Genomic DNA, 14,424 nt, shown 5'->3' on the forward strand with positions numbered 1-14,424 from the left:
GATCGTGCCCGGGCGAGTACCGGCTGCGGGGCGGCTAGGACGCGAGCGCCTCGACCGGATCCAGCGTGTACACATTATCGTCGTCGATCTCGAAGAACAGCTCTCCCGTCTCCTGCATGCGTCCTTCCAGCCACCAGAAGGTGACGAGTGCGGACGCTTCCCGCACGACCTCGTCGAGCAGGGTGCTGGTACCCATCGCGCCTAGCAGTTCCGCGCGCGTGATCCCGGGCAGGAACAAGGGCGCCAGCTCGACTTTGCGGTCGAGCGCCAGCGCGCTCCAGCTGCCGAGCTTGCGGTTGACGAACTGCTGGTGCACGAGGATATCGGGGTGCAGCTTGGCATCCTCGACCGGCAGTTGCATGAACGCCGGGTCCTTCCGAAACCTGATCTCGCAGGCGATATAGCCGGTACGCGCTGCGCCACCGACAATGGCATAGGACAAGGCAAGTTCCGGCGACGGACTGGCATAGACCGCATGCCGGCGCGATGGCCGCCCCGAGGGACGCGTGAACTCCCACAGGTTGTCGACCATGTAAGGAATATTGCTGGGCAAGCGCCGGCCGGGATGGCGCCGCAGTTCCTCGCCCGGCGTGTACTGTGCGATCGGGATGGCGCGGAAGAATTTCATCGGGATCCTTTACATGCTCGGGTCTTCTGCAGCGGCAGCATGGGCGTCCACCTGTTGCTCCAGGCTGCCGACCAGGACCCGGGTCATCTCCTGGCCATGCGCGCGAATCGCGTCCGCATCCCACTCTGCACTCTTCATCATGAGGTATTGCTTGATGCTGTCGATGCGGTTGTTGCGGTAATACTCCTTCTTTGCCGCGGGCATGAAGTTGCTCAGCCGCGAATTCTTGCTGTGGCTGATCAGGCAGAGGTTGCCGAACGCGTCCACCACGTGGGAAGGCAGCCGCACCTGCCCTTCCATCGGGTTTTGCGGATAGTAGTGCTCGACCGAACTGCGGAACGTGAACTCGAAGTTCGCGACCTGGGGATCGCCGGCATGCTTCAGCCACAGCAGATAGTCCAGGTAATTGAAGACCAGGTTGTTCTCGATATGGCCGTACATGAGGCGCGATGCGATGCCGCCCTCCCCGCTGCCGGCGATCCCGGCAATCTCGTCGCGGCGGCGCCGGCACTGGCCGCCCCGCACGTGGATGATCTCGAAATAGTCAGCCTGGTCGTCGCCGGCAAGGTAACGGTCGAACACGAAAGCCCTGGCCACCGACTCCAAGTAGCGCAGGTATGCCCCTTCCTGGACCTCTTGCACGCGGTGTGCGTCATGCAGGTACTTGAGTGCGGCGTTGAGCCAGTACTTGTACACGCGCGTCGGGGTGGACACGTGGAACGCCAACAGCAGCATCAGGATGCGGCGGTTCTCGCCCTTGACCTCGCCTTCCGCGTTGTCGTCGGTCCCGAATGTGTTCACGTAGCTCGGCCGCCCGCTACCGCGGGACTCGCCCGCGGCATTCCATTTGAAACGCTTCAGGCTCCAGCCATCCGTCCCTTTCGCGAATTCACGCTTGATCACATAGTGATCGAACAAATATTTACAGCGCAGCAGGGTGAACACGAACTGCTTGATGGTCGCGACAGGGTCGTCGGCCTTGAACACGTGCGTGTCGAATGCCGCGATCAGGGCTTTGTCGTCGAGCGGGACATTGTCGTCGATCATGACGCGCAATACGTGCAGCAGGAAGTTGGGGAAGTTGATCACCGCGTGGAAACGCTCAGGCGCCTCTTCGCCCTTCTCTTTCGCCGTGCCTCCGGCGTTGTTCGCCGCTTTTACGGGCTCGATGAGCTCGTCGAGGGTCAGCGCTACGCCAGGCGCGGCCTTGCCGGTCGCCGGCAGGACCAGGGCGTCGCACAACTGGGCAAAGTCGCCCGGTACGAAGCGCCCCCAATCGCCCTGCCCGAACACGGCGTCGCGCTGCGCCGGCGTAAAACCCATTTCCACATAGCGTTCCATGTTGGCGCAGGCTTCCCAGACGAGATGCAGGCAGCGCCGGCTTCGCTCCGGGTCGGGGTCCTTGCGCAAGGCCTCCATCATGCGTGCCTTGAGGACCTCGTGCTTTTCCAGCTGCTCGCCGCGGCTGTTCATGATCTCGAAATAATGGTTCAAGTCGGTTTGCGGCGGCACGCACACGCGCATCAGGACGACGTGCCCGAGCAGATAGCGTGCAAAGTCCGAGGGCGTGATCTTGTTGTCTTTCAGTTTGCGCGGCAGGATCTTCTGGATCTGCCGGTAGCCTTCGACGATGGCCTCGTTCGCGTCCTGCGGCGCGAGGAATCCCGTCGGGTCGGGCTCCAGGGCGCCGCCGAAGATTGCCGCAAAGGTCTTTTGGGAGCGCTCGCGGCTTTCGAAGCGGATGCGCAGGACGTCGTACCAGGCGAGCGCAGGCTCGCCGCGGTTCTTCAGGTACGAAGCCAGCAGGGACAAGGTCGTCAGCCGCTGCTGGCCGTCGATGGTCTCGTAGACGGTCTTGCCGGAAGACTGGCGGGCGAACACGACCAGCGTACCGATATAGTAATTCTGCGGCGCGGACTGCTCTTTCAGCATGTAGTCGATCACGTCCTGGATCAGCTGGGTGATCTCGCCTTCGCCCCAGGCGTAATTGCGCTGGTACATGGGGATCACGTAGTCGACGTTCTCGGCCAACAGGCCCTGGATCGAAAGTTGGGAGATCTGGTCACTCATGCCGCGTACTTCATGTCCTTGAACAGTTTGTCGATTTCGGTGGTGTTGCTCGAGCGGATATGCTCGACCATGGGCAGGTTGCGGTTGATGAAATCCGCGGGCGTAATGGCCTCGCCCAGGACCCTGAACAGGTTATTGTCGAGCACGTAGTTATCCACGGTGGCGACCTGCACCGATTCCATTTTCAGGCGCACCGTATAGGCCCAGATGAAGATCTTCTCGATCGCACGCGAGATGTCGGCGAACCCGAACTTGTCGATGTAGCAGATCAGGAGGCAATCGAACATCGTGCGCACGAAGCCGTCGCCCGTGCGGTGCCTGCCGCGATAACTGTCGATGCTCTCGACGATACGTGCCGCGAAGCCGTCGAGCGACTGGGTCTCGATGAGCCTGCGGAGCTCACCGACTTGTCCGCCGACCGCTGCGATCCGTTCCTGATAGTGCGCCGTCATCTCGAAGAACCGGCGGCCGTTGATGATCGTCTGGTCGAGGCGGAACGGGAAGGCCATGCCGCGGCCGTCGATCTTCCGTTCGAACTGCCGGTTGTAGGCGTCGACGAAGTGGTGGACGATGCGCAGCTGCTCGGCATGCGGATAGGCCGCCGTCGTGTCGAGGTTGACTCCCTTGAACAGGTGGGTATCGTCCTTGCCGAAGTAGCGGGCAGAGCGCCCTTTCGACCAGTTGCGCATGCGGTACAGGTAGCGGGCGAACAGCTCGGCGAGCTCTTCGCTTTCCGTGTTCTCCCAGCGCGCCACCGTGTTCGCCTTGACCTGCTCGTCGTCGACGAACTCGCGCAGGTGATAGGCCTTGAGCAGGTCGTGGGGTTCGAGATCGCGCCCGCGCGCGTTCTGCGAGTCGAAGAACTGGAAGGCCTCGGAAATGTCGGCCAGCTCGAACACGACGACGTGGCAGCGGTTCAGCAGGAAGTCGATCAGTTCTTCCGTGAAGTCGGCCCGTTCGACGGCGCGCGAGATCGCAAGGTAGTTGTTGCGGATGTTCGCCTGCGATATCTCGTTCTCGAAGCTCGGCTGGATCATGCTCGCACCGAGGCTGCGCAATTGGTCCTTCAGGTCGGTGCGCACCAGTGCCGCCATGCGCAACTTGATCAAGGCCCGGATCGTCAGCAGCAGCGTGATGGTGCGCTGCTGGCCGTCGACGATGTTCAGGCTGCCGCTCTCCTGATGCAGGACGATGGTGCCGAGCCGGTAGGACGGCTTGTCCTTGTGGGTCGCGATATCGCCAAACAGTTGCTGGACGTTCTTGCCGGTCCATTTGTAGGGGCGCTGGTACGCCGGGATCTTCAGCGTGGCCTCGGACAGCAGCTGTGTGACGCTCATGATGCGCTTGCCCAGCGAGGCCGGCTGCGCGACGTGCTCGGTTTCGTTCTTCATCGTCTCACCTTCTTCGTTGCCGGGCGTTCGCTCAGGCGAGCGCCGCGTTTGCGTCTAGGACCATGCGCAGGGCGATGTCGACGTCGAACCCTTCCATCAGCAGGCTGACCATCTCCTCCTTGTCGTCCTGATCGAAATCCTTGTAGGCATCGCGGTTCTCGCGATAATGCGCGAACAGCAAATCACGTGCCGCCTTCTCCTTGCGGGGCACGAGCGGTGTCGCGGCTTTGATCGAACCGCTCACGTAGGCATCCAGCACGGGTTGCGCTGCCGACCAGTCAAAGACCGCGACTTCGCGCATCTGCTGCTCCCAATCGCCCGGAAAACCGCCGCCGGGAATTCGGCGAAGCCTGTTCACCGCTAGGCAGGCCAGGTTCGGATAGCCATTCTCGTTGCAGAAGACCTGGACGAACAGGAGCTTCATGCCGATGCCGACCGGTACGGCACGTTGGACCTCCGCATCCTCGTGGAACATCGTGCGGGCTCGATCGAGCAGGTCGCCGTAGAAAATCGACTTTCCCGGATGGGACGCCGCGTGTTGCACAAGCACCGCGTACAGCTTGCTGCCGACGTTGATGTCGTTGAGGGTGAAAGGACGCGGCAAAGGGGTGTTGGAAGCAGTCGTCATCGTGTCGTCAGGCTCGCTCGTGATGGAGAGTGGCAAATGATAGGGCTTGCTGCGACGAACAATGTCGGATGGCAGCAGCGGGATGGGAACTACGCAGTTGCGTCCAGCATCTCGTCCATCTTGCGGTCCACGAAGCAGGCCACCTTCGCAAGCCACTCCTGCACCGGCTTGATGGCTTCGGCGTCGGGCATTCTCCTGACGATCGTCGTCGAGGTATCACCGAACGTCCTCACGGCCATTTTCTGGCCAATCCCGCCCTTTCCAACCGCCTGGCCGAGGTTCCAAGTTGTTGCCGTCAAGCCGGCCCATTCGTCGCCAGACCACTCCATCAACGCTTGCTGTAGCGAAGACAGGGGCTTGCCCGGTTCAAAAAGCTCGGGTTTCTCGAAGAACAGCTTCAGTTCGATCGTATTCGTTCGCCGGATATCGAGCCTGAAGAAAAAGGGTGGCTTCGCCGTACCCATCAGCGCCGCCATTTTTTTCGTCATGAAGTCGATCTTCGTCGAGTCGACGGATTGTTTTTGCCGCTTGGTGCCGGTTCCGATGCGCACCCAATCATCACGCACGAGACCGCTTGCGAGCGTGTTGCATGCTTTGGCGCGCAGATCGGCCTCGACCGACTGCAACAGATTGGCAGCCTCCTGCCCACCCTTGATCCCTTTGAGCTGCAGGCGAAGCCGGGCTTTTGCTGCGGAATCCTGACTATGCAACATGTCGATCATTTCCCCGAGCGGACCGTCGTAGGTCTCTTCGGTCAGGATCTCCTCGGCGAGCACGCGCGGCGCATACTCACGCGACCCGGTCACTTTCTGGAGGGTCGTCACATAGTCGGACAGGAAATGCACGACGCTGGAACCGGCCTGCCCGGCGCCGGCCTGTCCGCGCTGCGCGTCCTGCAGCGTCGCCTGCAAGGGCACGAGAACATGGTCATGCCAGTTGATGGCTGTCCAGTATTCCCTTTCGCGCTGCTGTGCCGGCTCTGCGCCGTCGAGCGTCAGGTACAACAGCGCGGGCACAGCCCGTCCTGCCGCCTGCTTTTGCACCGCCTCGCGGTAGTGTTCCAGCTGGTCGCCGTGCTCATCGGCCCCGATCTTGGCTTCGATCGCGAGGAAGAAGGTCGGTTCGACCTGCATGTAGACGTCGATGCGCTTGCTGCTGTCCTTTCCTGTCGCTTCGATTGCCTCGGACGGTACGGCATCGCCGAGCCTGAGGGTCTTGTCCTTGACCGGAAGCTCGGAAAAGACGCGCGCCGCATCGAGATTGGCGGGCACCTGCGTGGACAGCCGAGCGGGCAACCCGGCGAGGAAGCGTTCAACGAAGGCCGTGCCCAGGTTATGGCTGCCCTTGGGATCGAGCAGCCACGCCAAGGTCTTGGTGTGGCGCAGTTCGTAGGTTTCGAGGCCCAGGACCTCAAATGGATTAAACACTGACAGGGCTTCGCACAGCTTGGCGAATCCAGGGTGGGTGGAAATTGCTTCAATCATGGGCGTTCGTTTGTCCTGTTGCTTCGTCCATCGATGACATGTCGGGTTGTCGGGTCAACAGCATAACAGAAGATACCCAAATGATTCCAGGAGGAAACTATCTGTCAGCAGAGCATACGCCCTGCTTGCAGTCATCACGCAGCCGGCTGTATTCACACCGAAGTGTTCTTCGATACCATGATTGGGAGAGAGCTTCAGAATGGTATGAGAACGCTTCAAGGCTTAGCGCCCTAAGCCAGCACCATGTCCAATACCATTGAAATCCTTCGCTTAGCACCATCTGGACATGCGCGAACTTGCCCCTTCAGGCAATGAAAAAAGCCGTTGACTATTCGTACGAATGATCAACGGCTCTTCAGTTTTCCCTTCAAAATCAGCTACTTATAGACTCCACTCACTCCCACTCGATCGTTGCCGGCGGCTTGCCCGAAATGTCGTACACGACACGGTTCAGCCCACGCACCTCATTGATGATCCGGTTCGACACCTTGCCCAGCAACGAATGCGGCAAATGCGCCCACTGCGCCGTCATGAAGTCCAGCGTCTGCACCGCGCGCAGCGCCACCACATACTCATAAGTACGGCCATCGCCCATCACGCCGACCGACTTCACCGGCAAGAACACCGCAAACGCCTGGCTGGTCGCCTCATACCAGTTCACCGGCGCCTTGCCCGCATCGATGCCCGGCACGTGCGGCACTTCGAACGGGGTATTGCGCAGCTCTTCGATGAAGATCGCATCCGCCTCGCGCAGCAGGTCGGCATACTCCTTCTTCACCTCGCCCAGGATACGCACGCCCAGGCCAGGACCAGGGAACGGATGACGATACACCATGTCATGCGGCAGACCCAGCGCGACACCCAACTTGCGCACCTCATCCTTGAACAGCTCGCGCAGCGGCTCGAGCAGCTTCAGATTCAAGGTCTCAGGCAGCCCACCCACATTGTGGTGGCTCTTGATGGTCTGGCCCTTTTTACCCTTGCCGGCCGATTCGATCACGTCCGGATAAATGGTGCCCTGCGCCAGCCACTTGGCATTGGTCAGCTTGCCCGCCTCGACCTGGAACACTTCGACGAACTCACGGCCGATGATCTTGCGCTTCTGCTCGGGGTCGGTCACGCCGGCCAGGTGGCCCATGAACTGCGCCTCGGCATCGATACGCACGACTTTCACGCCCAGGTTCTTGGAGAACATGTCCATGACCATCTTGCCTTCGTCCTTGCGCAGCAGGCCGTGGTCGACGAACACGCAGGTCAGCTGGTCGCCGATTGCGCGGTGGATCAGCGCGGCAGCCACGCTCGAGTCGACGCCGCCCGACAGGCCCAGGATCACCTCGTCGGTGCCCACCTGTTCGCGGATCTTGGCGACGGCTTCGCCGATGTAATCCGGCATGTTCCAGTCCGACTTGCAGCCGCAGATCTCGTGCACGAAGCGGCCGATGATGGCTTCGCCCTGGGTCGTGTGCGTGACTTCCGGGTGGAACTGCAGCGCGTAGAAGCGGCGCTCTTCGTCGGCCATCGCGGCGATCGGGCAGCTGTCGGTCGAACCCATCAGCTTGAAGCCTTCCGGCATGTCCAGCACCTTGTCGCCGTGGCTCATCCAGACCTTCAGCATGCCGTGGCCTTCATCGGTCACGAAGTCGTTGATGCCGTTCAACAGCGCCGTATGGCCGCGGGCGCGCACTTCGGCGTAGCCGAATTCGCGCTTCAGGCCGTTCTCGACCTTGCCGCCCAGCTGGGCCGCCATGGTCTGCATGCCGTAGCAGATGCCCAGCACCGGGACGCCGGCTTCGAACACCGCCTGCGGCGCGCGCGGCGAGTCGCCTTCGAGCGTCGAGTTGTGGCTGCCCGAGAGGATGATGCCCGAGGCGCCGTATTCGCGGACGAACTCGTCGCTGACGTCATAGGGGAAGACTTCGGAGAACACGCCGGCGTCGCGCACGCGGCGCGCGATCAGCTGGGTAACCTGGGAACCGAAATCGAGGATGAGGATTTTGGAATGCATGGGATGCGTCTATGGTGAGGAATTCGTGGAGAGGAATTCGGTGGGGTGGATGGCTTCGCCTTCCACGCGTCCAGGCAACGCGAGCGATGGTTGAACGCGTGGACGGCAACGCCGTCCACCCCACAGCGGCCGCCAGGCGACCGCCCGGTATGGCTTATTCCGAACGGTAGTTCGGCGCTTCCTTGGTGATCTGCACGTCGTGCACATGCGATTCGCGCATGCCGGCCGAGGTGATCTCGACGAACTCCGCCTTTTCGCGCAGCTCTTCGATGGTGGCGCAGCCGCAGTAGCCCATCGACTGGCGCACGCCGCCGATCAGCTGGAAGATGATCGCCAGCACGCTGCCCTTGTAGGCAACGCGGCCTTCGATGCCTTCCGGGACGAACTTGTCGGCCTTGCTCGAGGCTTCCTGGAAGTAGCGGTCGGCCGAACCGTCGGCCATCGCGCCCAGGCTGCCCATGCCACGGTAGGATTTGTAGCTGCGGCCCTGATACAGGATCACTTCGCCCGGCGCTTCTTCGGTGCCGGCGAACATCGAGCCCATCATGACCGTGTGGGCGCCGGCTGCCAGCGCCTTCGAGATGTCGCCCGAGAAGCGGATGCCGCCGTCGGCGATGCACGGCACGCCAGTGCCTTCCAGGGCCTTGGCCACATTGGAGATCGCGGTGATCTGCGGCACGCCGACGCCGGCGACGATACGGGTAGTGCAGATCGAGCCGGGGCCGATGCCGACCTTGACCGCGTCGGCGCCCGCTTCCACCAGCGCCAGCGCGGCGGCGGCGGTGGCGATGTTGCCGCCGATGACGTCCACGTGCGGGAAGCGCTCCTTGATCCATTTCACGCGGTCCAGGATGCCCTGCGAATGACCGTGGGCGGTGTCGACCACCAGCACGTCCACGCCGGCGGCGACCAGCAGTTCGATGCGCTCCTCGTCGCGCGGGCCCACGCCGGTGGCGGCGCCGACCAGCAGCTTGCCCTGCGAATCCTTCGAGGCCAGCGGGTGCTCGTGCGACTTTTGAATGTCTTTCACGGTGATCAGGCCGCGCAGCTCGAAGTCGTCGTTGACCACCAGCACGCGCTCCAGGCGGTGCTTGTTCATCAGGCGCTTGGCTTCGGCCGTGTCCGCGTCCTCCTTCACGGTCACCAGCTTGTCGCGCGGCGTCATCTTGGCGCGCGCCTCGGCCTCCAGGTCTTCCTCGAAACGCAGGTCGCGGTTGGTGATGATGCCCACCACCTGACTGCCCTCGACCACCGGGAAGCCGCTGATGCCGTGCTGCTGCGAGAGCGCCAGCACTTCACGGATCTTCATGGTCGGCGGGATCGTGATCGGGTCGCGCAGCACGCCGGCTTCGAAACGTTTTACTCGCGCCACTTCGCGCGCCTGGTCGGCCGGGCGCAGGTTCTTGTGGATGATGCCGATGCCGCCCTCTTGCGCCATGGCGATCGCCAGGCGCGATTCGGTGACGGTGTCCATGGCCGCCGACAGCAGCGGAATGTTCAGCGTGATGTTCCGGGTCAGCTTGGTACGCAGGGAGGTTTGGGCCGGGAGGACGTTGGAGTAGGCCGGGACGAGCAGCACGTCATCGAAGGTGAGTGCTTTTTGGAGGAGACGCATAGTATTTCCTATAGGCGCAAAAGCAAATTATACAGAAACTCTCCATTTCCGTCGCCGGGCAGGACAAAATTTCTTTCGCACGGTGCGCCCGCCAATTGACAGCCGAGCCAGGACATGGCGAAATCGACGCGATTCAATCAGGAACCATGTCATGCCGCTTTCTTGCCACGCCCTTTCCAGACACGCCCTCGGCGCCCTGCTCTTGTGCGCCGCGAGCGCCGCCCATGCCCAGTACGTCTGGATCGGCCCCAACGGCACGCGCCAGTATGCCGACCGCCCGCCCCCACCCGGCACGCCGGCCAGCAAAATCCTCAAGGCGCCCGGCCGCCCGCCGCTGGAACCGTCGACCTCATCGGAAACTGCCGCCGCGACGCCGGCCGCGACCAAGGACGCCGCCAGGCCGCCGAGCCTGGCCGAGCAGGAAGCCGCCTTCCGTGAACGCAGCAAGGCGCGCGCCGACCAGGAACAGAAGACGCAGCAAGAAGCCGAGCGCCGCCGGCGCCTGGCCGAGCATTGCGCCGCGGCGCGCGAGACGCAGGCCAGTCTTGCCTCGGGCATCCGCGTCGCGCGGGTCGGACCCGATGGTGAGAAAACCTATATGAGCGACGAAGAAAAAGCCGCGCGCAGCGAACAGGTTAAGCGGGCTCTGCAAGATTGCCGCTGACCGGCTCGGGCGCCGCCTCGACGCGGTTGCGTCCGCCCGCCTTGGCTGCATACAGGGCCGTATCGGCGCGCGCCATCAGGCTGGTGATGCCTTCGCCCGGCCGCAGCATGGCCACGCCGATGCTGACCGTATACGACACGCCGGCCGCGCCCGCCTCCACCTGCGGCGCGCGCTCGAGCGCGGCGCGCAGCCGCTGCGCCACCGAGAGCACCGTGCGGCCGTCGGCGTCGGGCAACAGCACGGCGAACTCTTCGCCACCCAGGCGGGCACAGTAATCGATCTTGCGGATCGTCTGCTGGGTGCGCTCGACGAGGTCGCGCAGCACCAGGTCGCCAACCCCGTGGCCATGGGTATCGTTGATGTGCTTGAAGTGGTCGGCGTCCACCAGCAGCAGGCCCAGAGCGCTGCCGTGGCGCTCGGCGCGCGCCAGCTCGCGCTCGGCGAAGGCGAAGAAGGCGCGACGCGAGGCGGCCCCGGTCAGGTGATCGTGGTCGGCGGCATGGGCGCTGGCGGCGATCAGGCGCGCATTGGCCATCATCACCGCGCCCAGCGTCAACGCCGGCAGCGCCAGGGTGCCGATCGCGAAGAACGCCAGGTTGTAGGCGCTTCCTTCGAGCAGCGAATAAGGCCGGTAGAAATCGATGAGATAGAAGCCTGCGCGCCAGGCATGGCCCACGCCCAGCACCAGGGCGGCGCAACGGGTGAAGGTGAACGAATAGCGCAGCCGCGGTTCGCCCGGCGCGCGCAGGGTGATCCCGATCGCGAAGCAGACGGCGCCGTGGTAGAGCGATACCGAGACGATGCGCAGCGCCGCCGATTCAATCACATGGTGAAAGAAGACAATGCCGGAGATCGCGGCCAGCGCGCCGGCCGCCAACAGGCGCCATGGCACCGACAGCCCGAGAAAACGCCGGAAGCCGGCGAAGATCAGGGTGATCGTGCCGAGGTACAGCGCATTGGCCAGTTCGACGCTCAGGACATCGGGAACCACGCCGCGCGCGGCGAACAGCAGCAAGGCCACCACCGCCAGCAGGTTCGCCTGGCGCCATTCGCGGATGCCTGCCACCTCGCTCTTGGCGAGCGACGACAGGACCAGCAACATGACCCCCGACAGGCCGGTGGTCACCAATAACAAACTCAGGGCATTCAACATCGGAGCAGCAGTACGGCAAATGGAAGTGCGACAGGCGGAGCGCCGCCATGAAAATGCGGCGGCGCACAGGCGGCGTGGCGTCACGTCGACGCCGGACACGATGCGCGCCGGCCAGTCACGGCGTGCGCATCCCGGCATCATGGGAGGCGCCATGATACCAAGAAACTCCGGGAAATCTATCCAATTGTTGCAATTGCGCAAGAAATAACACCCTGCGCCTCCGACGCCACGCTCAGGCGCCGCCGCTCGCGCTGTCCGCGCCCTCGCGCTTGGCCGCGCGCTTGCGGCGCGACTCCTTGGGATCGGCCACCAGCGGCCGGTAGATCTCGATGCGGTCGCGCTCGCGCAGCACGGTGTCGAGCGTCTTCTTCCTGGCGTAGATCCCGACCGGCTGGGTCGTCAGGTTGATGTCCGGGAAGGCTTCCAGGACGCCGCTGCGCTCGATCGCCTCGCCAATGGTCGTGCCCGCCTCGACCCGCATGGGGTGCAGCCACTCGACCCCGGCGCTGGCATAGCACACCGAAATGCCCAGCATCTCAGCCATACAGCGCCTCGGCGCGCTTGCAGAACGAGTCGACCATGCTGTTGGCGATCATGCCGAACACGGGCCCCACGATCTGGGCCAGGATGACGCTCGAGAACTCGTACTGCATGTCGAAGTCGATCTTGCAGGCGTCTTCACGCAGGGCCTTGAAACTCCACGTCGCCTCCAGCATCTTGAAAGGACCGTCGACCAGGTGCATCTTCATCTGGGTCGGACGCTGGTTGTGGTTCGACGTCGTGAAGCTTTGCTTCACGCCATGAAAATTGATCTGCAAGCTGGCGACCAGCTTGTCGTCGGTCCGCTCGACCACCTTGACACCTGCACACCAGGGCAGGAACTTGGGATAATCCTCGACCTTGGCGACCAGGTCGAACATCTGTTCTGCGCTATAGCCAAGGAAAACTGATTTGTGCACTACTGCCATTGGTCAACCGTTTGTTATGATGTTGGTCATTTGCATGCGCCAGTTGTTGGCGCAATGGCAGTAGTTTAACCGACACGCGAATTTTCGCCTTTTCATGAGCATCGCTGACAATAAAAAAGCATTTTTTGACTACTTCATCGAAGACCGCTACGAAGCGGGTCTGGTGCTGGAGGGTTGGGAAGTAAAAGCCATCCGCGAAGGGCGGGTGCAGATCAAGGAAGCCTATGTGCTCGTCCGCAATGGCGAGCTATACCTGTTCGGCGCGCACGTCAGTGCGTTGACGACGACTTCCACCTTCAGCCACCCGGAGGCGCTGCGCTCGCGCAAGCTGCTGCTGCACCGGGCCGAAATCGACAAGCTGATCGGCAAGGTCGAGCGCGCCGGGTTCACGCTGGTGCCGCTCAACCTGCACATGAAGAAAGGCCGCGTGAAGTGCGAAATCGGCCTGGCCAAGGGCAAGAAGCAGCACGACAAGCGCGCGACCGAGAAGGACCGCGACGCCAAGCGTGAAGTCAACCAGGCGATGAAGACCAACCGCCGCTGATCAGTCGCGCGGGGCACGGACCGGCAGCTCCAGCACGCGCGCACCGGCGGCCGCGATCAATTCCCGGTCGTGGGTCGAGAACAGGACCAGGCGCCTGCCACTCTGCGCCCGGATCTGCTCCACGAGAAAGGCCCTGGCATCGGCATCGATGCCGTTCGTCGGCTCGTCCATCAGCACCACCGGGGCCTCGCCCATCAGGCCACTGACCAGCATGAACTTCTTGCGCGTGCCGAGCGACATGTCGCCGAACGGCAGGCCGAGATAGATGTCGATCCCGAACCCGGTCAGCAGCGCCGTCCCGGGACCGGGGCCGCCGCGCAGGGCCTGCACCATGCGCAGGAATTCGTCGCCGGTCATGAAGTCATAAGCCACCGATTCGTCGGGCACATAGGCGAGGCACGCGCGGCCCGCCTGTCCATCGGTGGCGAGGTCGTGGCCGCAGATCCTGACCTTCCCCTCTTGCGGCGCCTCGATCCCCGCCAGCAGGGTCAACAAGGTCGACTTGCCGGCGCCGTTGCGGCCGAGCAGCGCCACCGCGCCCGGGCCGAACGACAGGTCAAGGTGTGCAAACAGTATATGTGCGCCATGGCGCATGCCGAGGCCCTCGGCGGCCAGCAGGATGGTCATCGATCGTCCTTACATCAATATGAGCGACGCGGCGCACAGCGCCACCTTCATCGCCACACCGTACTGGTGGCGTTGCAGGATCGGCGCGCCGAGCAGCGCGAGAAGCATCAAGGACCAGCCGGCACGGCGCAGCAGGACGGTCGCCACGTCGAGGCTGTCCGCCACCTGGGCATGGGCCAGCCACGCCAGGCCGAACACGGCGGCGCCGGCGCCCAGCACCACCAGGTGTTCCGCGACCATGGTCTTGGCAGTACCGAATGGCAGGCTGCGCAGGAAGGGCTGCAGCGGCTGGCGCGCCTGCCAGAAGGCGTAGTACAGCCCCGCCAGCAGATAGGCGCTGGCGCAACAGGCCAGCGTGACGAAGCCCGCAGCATCCTGCTCCTTGCCGAACAGGTGGATCATTGCCCAGCACAGCGCATGCAGGAACAACGCCGCGCCGATGCGTGGCAGGGCCACGTGCAGGTGGGAGCGCCACAGGGCGCGGCCATGCAGCTGAAACAGGAACCATGGGCCCGGGCCGCGCAGCCGTCCGCTGGCGCCATCGTCGCGCCGCGTCGACGCGCGCGCCGGCCGGGCGCAGCAGCCAGGCCAGCATCTCGCCCTGCTTCCACGGCCCCGCGCGGCCGATCGCCACGCGCCGCCCGGCG

At 63.4% G+C, this 14,424-nt stretch carries 15 protein-coding genes; 3 read left to right on the forward strand and 12 right to left on the reverse strand.

What is annotated here, in order from left to right; all coding sequences use genetic code 11:
* Positions 1-34: 34 nt before the first annotated feature.
* The 7 genes from HMPREF9710_RS15010 to guaB all read right to left on the reverse strand — a co-directional run bounded on the left by HMPREF9710_RS15010 (position 35) and on the right by guaB (position 9,821).
* Complete coding sequence (locus HMPREF9710_RS15010; RefSeq protein ID WP_005667653.1) at positions 35-628, reverse strand: hypothetical protein; 594 nt, start codon at positions 626-628, stop codon at positions 35-37.
* Between the two features lie 9 nt (positions 629-637).
* Positions 638-2,698: a DUF262 domain-containing protein gene (locus tag HMPREF9710_RS15015; protein ID WP_005667655.1), complete on the reverse strand. Its 2,061-nt coding sequence runs from the start codon at positions 2,696-2,698 to the stop codon at positions 638-640.
* Positions 2,695-4,089 (reverse strand): DUF262 domain-containing protein, encoded by a 1,395-nt coding sequence (locus HMPREF9710_RS15020; RefSeq protein WP_005667656.1) that lies wholly within the window; start codon positions 4,087-4,089, stop codon positions 2,695-2,697. Before HMPREF9710_RS15020 ends, HMPREF9710_RS15015 begins: the two co-directional genes overlap by 4 nt.
* Positions 4,090-4,120: 31 nt before the next feature.
* A complete protein-coding gene (locus tag HMPREF9710_RS15025; RefSeq protein WP_005667658.1) occupies positions 4,121-4,717 on the reverse strand; it encodes a hypothetical protein in 597 nt (198 codons plus the stop codon).
* Between the two features lie 89 nt (positions 4,718-4,806).
* Positions 4,807-6,201 carry a PDDEXK-like family protein gene (locus HMPREF9710_RS15030; RefSeq protein WP_005667660.1) on the reverse strand — a complete coding sequence of 465 codons (1,395 nt, stop codon included), beginning with the start codon at positions 6,199-6,201 and terminating at the stop codon, positions 4,807-4,809.
* Positions 6,202-6,595: 394 nt separating this feature from the next.
* Positions 6,596-8,206, reverse strand: coding sequence for a glutamine-hydrolyzing GMP synthase (guaA, locus tag HMPREF9710_RS15035; protein WP_005667663.1), 1,611 nt, complete (start codon positions 8,204-8,206; stop codon positions 6,596-6,598).
* A gap of 154 nt (positions 8,207-8,360) precedes the next feature.
* Complete coding sequence (gene guaB, locus HMPREF9710_RS15040) at positions 8,361-9,821, reverse strand: IMP dehydrogenase (protein WP_005667665.1); 1,461 nt, start codon at positions 9,819-9,821, stop codon at positions 8,361-8,363.
* Between the two features lie 151 nt (positions 9,822-9,972).
* Between guaB and HMPREF9710_RS15045 the strand changes: the two genes are divergently transcribed.
* The gene (locus HMPREF9710_RS15045; protein ID WP_005667667.1) at positions 9,973-10,485 is read left to right on the forward strand and encodes a DUF4124 domain-containing protein; all 513 of its coding nucleotides are present in this window, start codon (positions 9,973-9,975) and stop codon (positions 10,483-10,485) included.
* Here the strand turns inward: HMPREF9710_RS15045 and HMPREF9710_RS15050 are convergent.
* Positions 10,457-11,587: a GGDEF domain-containing protein gene (locus HMPREF9710_RS15050; RefSeq protein WP_157225579.1), complete on the reverse strand. Its 1,131-nt coding sequence runs from the start codon at positions 11,585-11,587 to the stop codon at positions 10,457-10,459. The two genes, HMPREF9710_RS15045 and HMPREF9710_RS15050, sit on opposite strands and share 29 nt — an antisense overlap.
* Here HMPREF9710_RS15050 and HMPREF9710_RS27955 point away from each other — a divergent pair.
* Positions 11,586-11,846, forward strand: a complete 261-nt coding sequence (locus HMPREF9710_RS27955; RefSeq protein ID WP_157225580.1) for a hypothetical protein — start codon at positions 11,586-11,588, stop codon at positions 11,844-11,846. The genes HMPREF9710_RS15050 and HMPREF9710_RS27955 overlap by 2 nt on opposite strands.
* Before the next feature lie 24 nt (positions 11,847-11,870).
* Here HMPREF9710_RS27955 and HMPREF9710_RS15055 read toward each other — a convergent pair whose 3' ends face one another.
* Together HMPREF9710_RS15055 and HMPREF9710_RS15060 are read right to left on the reverse strand one after the other, a co-directional pair.
* Positions 11,871-12,182 carry an RnfH family protein gene (locus HMPREF9710_RS15055; RefSeq protein ID WP_005667670.1) on the reverse strand — a complete coding sequence of 104 codons (312 nt, stop codon included), beginning with the start codon at positions 12,180-12,182 and terminating at the stop codon, positions 11,871-11,873.
* Complete coding sequence (locus tag HMPREF9710_RS15060; RefSeq protein ID WP_005667673.1) at positions 12,175-12,606, reverse strand: type II toxin-antitoxin system RatA family toxin; 432 nt, start codon at positions 12,604-12,606, stop codon at positions 12,175-12,177. The genes HMPREF9710_RS15055 and HMPREF9710_RS15060 overlap by 8 nt, the downstream gene beginning before the upstream one ends.
* A 94-nt stretch (positions 12,607-12,700) precedes the next feature.
* Between HMPREF9710_RS15060 and smpB the strand changes: the two genes are divergently transcribed.
* Positions 12,701-13,150 carry an SsrA-binding protein SmpB gene (smpB, locus tag HMPREF9710_RS15065; protein ID WP_005667675.1) on the forward strand — a complete coding sequence of 150 codons (450 nt, stop codon included), beginning with the start codon at positions 12,701-12,703 and terminating at the stop codon, positions 13,148-13,150.
* Here the strand turns inward: smpB and HMPREF9710_RS15070 are convergent, their stop codons facing one another.
* Both HMPREF9710_RS15070 and HMPREF9710_RS15075 read right to left on the reverse strand, forming a co-directional pair.
* The gene (locus tag HMPREF9710_RS15070) at positions 13,151-13,777 is read right to left on the reverse strand and encodes an ABC transporter ATP-binding protein (protein WP_005667677.1); all 627 of its coding nucleotides are present in this window, start codon (positions 13,775-13,777) and stop codon (positions 13,151-13,153) included. It abuts the gene before it with no gap.
* A 9-nt stretch (positions 13,778-13,786) separates the two neighbouring features.
* Positions 13,787-14,424: hypothetical protein (locus HMPREF9710_RS15075; protein WP_005667679.1), on the reverse strand; the 638-nt coding region annotated here is incomplete at its 5' end.

It is taken from the genome of Massilia timonae CCUG 45783 (assembly GCF_000315425.1).
GTDB lineage: Bacteria > Pseudomonadota > Gammaproteobacteria > Burkholderiales > Burkholderiaceae_D > Telluria > Telluria timonae.

Coding starts and splice junctions, on each gene's coding strand:
- HMPREF9710_RS15010 (WP_005667653.1), bottom strand. CDS start 628: ATGAAATTCTTCCGCGCCATCCCGATCGCACAGTACACGCCGGGCGAG.
- HMPREF9710_RS15015 (WP_005667655.1), bottom strand. CDS start 2,698: ATGAGTGACCAGATCTCCCAACTTTCGATCCAGGGCCTGTTGGCCGAG.
- HMPREF9710_RS15020 (WP_005667656.1), bottom strand. CDS start 4,089: ATGAAGAACGAAACCGAGCACGTCGCGCAGCCGGCCTCGCTGGGCAAG.
- HMPREF9710_RS15025 (WP_005667658.1), bottom strand. CDS start 4,717: ATGACGACTGCTTCCAACACCCCTTTGCCGCGTCCTTTCACCCTCAAC.
- HMPREF9710_RS15030 (WP_005667660.1), bottom strand. CDS start 6,201: ATGATTGAAGCAATTTCCACCCACCCTGGATTCGCCAAGCTGTGCGAA.
- guaA (WP_005667663.1), bottom strand. CDS start 8,206: ATGCATTCCAAAATCCTCATCCTCGATTTCGGTTCCCAGGTTACCCAG.
- guaB (WP_005667665.1), bottom strand. CDS start 9,821: ATGCGTCTCCTCCAAAAAGCACTCACCTTCGATGACGTGCTGCTCGTC.
- HMPREF9710_RS15045 (WP_005667667.1), top strand. CDS start 9,973: ATGCCGCTTTCTTGCCACGCCCTTTCCAGACACGCCCTCGGCGCCCTG.
- HMPREF9710_RS27955 (WP_157225580.1), top strand. CDS start 11,586: ATGACCCCCGACAGGCCGGTGGTCACCAATAACAAACTCAGGGCATTC.
- HMPREF9710_RS15050 (WP_157225579.1), bottom strand. CDS start 11,587: ATGTTGCTGGTCCTGTCGTCGCTCGCCAAGAGCGAGGTGGCAGGCATC.
- HMPREF9710_RS15055 (WP_005667670.1), bottom strand. CDS start 12,182: ATGGCTGAGATGCTGGGCATTTCGGTGTGCTATGCCAGCGCCGGGGTC.
- HMPREF9710_RS15060 (WP_005667673.1), bottom strand. CDS start 12,606: ATGGCAGTAGTGCACAAATCAGTTTTCCTTGGCTATAGCGCAGAACAG.
- smpB (WP_005667675.1), top strand. CDS start 12,701: ATGAGCATCGCTGACAATAAAAAAGCATTTTTTGACTACTTCATCGAA.
- HMPREF9710_RS15070 (WP_005667677.1), bottom strand. CDS start 13,777: ATGACCATCCTGCTGGCCGCCGAGGGCCTCGGCATGCGCCATGGCGCA.